The following is a 4,035-nucleotide window of genomic DNA, read 5'->3' as shown; positions in this document are numbered from 1 at the left end:
GAGAAGACCGAAGGCCCGGCATTCGTCTCGGGAGCGCCGACCACGCCCGTCAACAGCAGCCGCACGTCGTCCACGCCAGCCTCCACGAGCGATCCTCCGGGATAGTCGGAAGCGACGAAGCGCAACCGCGCGGTGGGTGTGAGAGAGATGTAGTCGCCGAGATCGAACTCCATGCGCGTCCAACTCCGAGCCGAGGCGGTGGTGTTCTCGAGGTCGACCCAGCTCTGCCCGTCGTCTTCCGAGACCTGAACGACCCAGGAGTCCTGTCCCGGATTGTTCCCCATGTCGTTCGTGTACCACCTGTAGTACTCGAGGCGGACTGTGCCGTAGGAGGAAAGGTTCAGAAGGGGGGAAGTGAGGGTCGTCTTGCCCCCATCGACATCGTTCAGCCCCGGGTCGGCCGCGGATGCCTGGCCCGTGACGAAGCAGAAGGTCCCCGGGTCGGGAGTGTGATCGTCCTCGGGTTGGACCGGGTCGGACCCGACGTAGGTGCCGACAGGGTCGACCCGCTCCCAGATCCCCGTCGTCGCGTCGTCGTCGGGCGCTCCCACGGTCCACCCCTGGTCGATCTCCATCTCATCCGCGAAGAGGTTGGTCTCGGGCGCCACGAAGAAGGAGTGGAAGAAGGCCGGCGCGCCCGGCGGATCGAGCGACTCGCGTTCAGCGACATCCCTTGCCACGACGTAGTACTCGACGCGCGTGAGGTACGACTGCCCCGGAATCTCGGCGAGGTAGCTGTCGCCCCCCTGCGAGACCAGGGGCGCCTCCGCGTACGCCCCGCTCGCGCCCCGGTAGCGGAGCGTCTGGCTCGCGACTCCGGAGGCGTCTGTGATCGTGACCGGGATCGTGTAGGGGCCCAGCGTGTCGGTCGTCGAGGCATGAAGCGTGGTCGTGATGAAGGGCCCCAGGTTGTCGATCAGCTCGAAGTCCTGGAGCGTGGGCTGTGACACGGCGATCACCACCCCCAGAGCCGTGTCGGGCTCGAAGCCGGCATGGCTCGCGATGAGCGTGTAGGTCCCCGCTGGGTGGGAGCCGCCATACTGGCCTCCCTCCGTCGTCAGGAACGTGCGGCCCGTCTGCTGGACTCGCACCTGCGCCCCCGTGATCGGAGTCCCTCCCGCCGAGCCGTTCCCAACGTAACCCGAGACGCTCCCGAGGGGGATCGGGAGAACCGGAACGAAGCGGATCGCCCGTCCCGTCGCGAGCGTCGCCGCGCCGGGAGCGTAGTCGCTGTAGAAGGTGTAGAGGACGCCCGTCGTCCCGTCAGGACTTTCGATCCCCGTCGTGGCGTAGTTGTCCGCGTAGTCGTTGTTCGTGACGGTCATGTACTGGAAGACGATCGGCCCGTCGCCGGTCATCGTCTCATGGTAGGCCGGATCGTAGAGGATGATCTCGAAGGTCTGCGGTCCCCCCATGTCGTTCAGGACGCGGCTCCACTCGATGACGAACCGATGATTGGCGGTATCGTGCCAGGTGAAGACCTGGCCTCCGTCGATCAGGTGGATGTCATCCCAGAAGGCGGCGATGATTCCCTGGGGGCCGACGGCGCCGGGGATCGTCCAGTTCCTGTGATCCGACAGATTGCTCCAGCCCATCACAATCCAGCCATTCGAGCAGACCGAGATCCGGTTGTAGGTCTGGCCGTAGTAGGTGAAGGGGAAGGGGAGATCGACCCTCTCGGTGTCATCCAGGTTGGGGCCGTAGTCGGTCAGCGCGACCTCCCACCCGAACCCGCCAAACTCGGGATCGACCTCGACCCACGCGTAGGCCGGAGCATCCGGGTAGGCGGTGTCGGTGTTGTCGAAGGCATAGTATCCGTATGCGTCGGGCCCGGCAGGGTCGTCGCTCGATCGCTGTCCCACGGGGACAGTGACCAGAGCGGTGTCGCGGACTCCTCCCGAGAACTCAGCTTCCACCGCGAAAGTCGCCAGATGCCCGGGGAAGGTCTCCGCCGCCGCCGAAACGCTGAACAGGTTCGAGGAGTTGTTTCCCTCCTGGCCGACAGCGAGCGTTCCGAACGAGCCGCTCCCGTCGACCACGACCAGGTAGGGGCTCAGCGCGGCCAGGCGGCCGAGGACATTCGACGCCGTCGCGTGGCCGTCGTTTCGGAGCGTGACGACCATTGTCGCCGTCTCGCCCGGATCGAGGATCCCGTTGCCGCCCAGATCGTTGATTGTCGCGGAGACGCCTGTGAGCTCGGCCGCGACGACGGGCAGATCGATCAGGGAGTGCCACAGGTCGGGCCCCGACGAGACCTCGAGGCCGAATCGGATCTGGTGTCCGTCGGGGCAACCGGGGTCGATCTCCACGTCGAAGTCCTCCATGCACCATGCGGTCGCTCCCGCGGCGATATCGCCGAATGTCTCCTGGCCGTCGAGGATCGTGACGTAGGGATCCGCGGAGCCGAGACCGGCGGTCACGGCGGCGAGGTTCTGGCTCCCTCGGTTCCTCAGCTGCACCCTGAGCTCGATCCGCTCGCCCGGATTCACGAGCCCGTCCCCGTTTCCGATGCTCCCTCCGCTCGCATCGTCATCGATGGCTGAGGCCTCGTACGCGGCGAACCTGGCCGCGGCGGCCACCGTGATCGCTGAGAGATAGGGCTTGCGATCGTGCTTGGTCGCCGTGACGAGCATGGTCCCCGTCCTCGTCGCCGTGACTGGAAGCTCGACCTCGCCGTTCGAGTCCGTCCAGCCATAGACCTGCGTCTCGGTGCCGGTGAAGTCCTCCTTCAGCAGGCAGACCTTCACGTCGGCTTCCGGGATTCCGGATCTCCGGACGGTCACGGTGACCGAGTTGGCGCCGATCGGGAGGCTTGCGGGGTGGGTCACAGTCAGCGTCTGCGGCGTGCCCGTCCAGCAATCGACCGCCGGATCGCCCATCAGGTTGTTCCAGTGGCACCAGATCGTGACCTGGTTCGGCTCGTGCGCCTGGTAGTTCAGGAACAGCTCCAGCTTCCCGCGCGTGAGCGCCGCCCCGAGGTTGTAGAGATCCTCGTAGAGGAGCCCCTGGAAGATGCCGCCGTGGATGCAGTTGTTGTAGCGCGTGTGCGTGCCGGTCGTGGCGGTCCCGATCGCGGCGACCGCCCCCTTCGGAGAGCCGCTCGCGTTCGCCCGCAGGAAGCCCTCGGTCAGACAGGAGTTGTCGGTGAAGGATCCTGTCCCGCAGGTGATCGTGACGACGAAGGGGAGCTTCATCCCGTTCGTGAGCTGGTAGGTGTTGCTGTTCGACCAGCCGCTCATCCCGATCGTGCCCCTGTAGCTCAAGATGCCGATTCCCCGGTTCATGGCGTTTCGCATGACAGACACGAAGTCGCCCGAGTAGACGGTGTCGATCGGCGTGTACCCGAGCTGGCGGAGCCGAACCTTGATCCACTGCTGGATCTGCCAGACGCTGATGCCCGATGCGGCCACGTCTCCGGCGAGGCATGCGCCCCTGAACCAGTTCGGGTCGGAGACGAGCGGGTTGCTCTCGTATCCGGTGATCTTGTTGACGATCACATCGAGCTCCGTCAGCGTCTGGAAGGAGAGGCGCCCGATGTGGACCTCGGGAAGGATGTCGGCCCCGTCGAGCTGCGTGTAAGGATGATCCCCCTCGCCGCCGTAGCCGGAGAGCGTCTCGTACCAGGTCGGGATCACGTAGGTCCCGGTGACGTCCCCCGCCAGGACGATGTGCTCGGGGGGAATCTCCCACGTGTCGTAGGCGTTCTGGATCCAGCTCTTGATCGCCGTGTTCGTCGTCCCCGTCTGCGCCGTCGTGGCGACCGTCACCGGATACCCCATCCGCTTGCGCCAGTCCACCAGAGGCTGCAGGCGCGTCGTCACCTGCGTGTCGTTCGGACAGATCAAAACCCAGGCGCCGGGCTCGATCTCGATACCGCCGCTCAGGAGCGGATAGTTGACGATCAGCTTGCGATAGATGCTGTCGAAGGAAGGGGGAATCGGACGACCGGATGAGACCTTCTCGTTGGCGCTGCCCGAGTCCTCGAACTCCACCGAAACCCGGATCCGCCGCGCCACGCGGAGCTTCCCCGCAACC

Annotated in this window: 1 protein-coding gene; it reads right to left on the bottom strand. The window is 65.8% G+C overall.

Annotated features, from left to right (window positions below; genetic code table 11):
• A partial coding sequence (locus tag FJY88_12470) for a hypothetical protein (protein MBM3288150.1) occupies positions 1 to 4,016 on the bottom strand: 4,016 nt, incomplete at its 3' end.
• Positions 4,017 to 4,035: the final 19 nt, after the last annotated feature.

The organism is Candidatus Eisenbacteria bacterium, assembly GCA_016867495.1.
In the GTDB taxonomy this organism is placed as follows: Bacteria; Eisenbacteria; RBG-16-71-46; order CAIMUX01; family VGJL01; genus VGJL01.
Note: the sequence above shows the minus strand (reverse complement) of the source record. Positions and strands in the feature narration are given on the sequence as shown.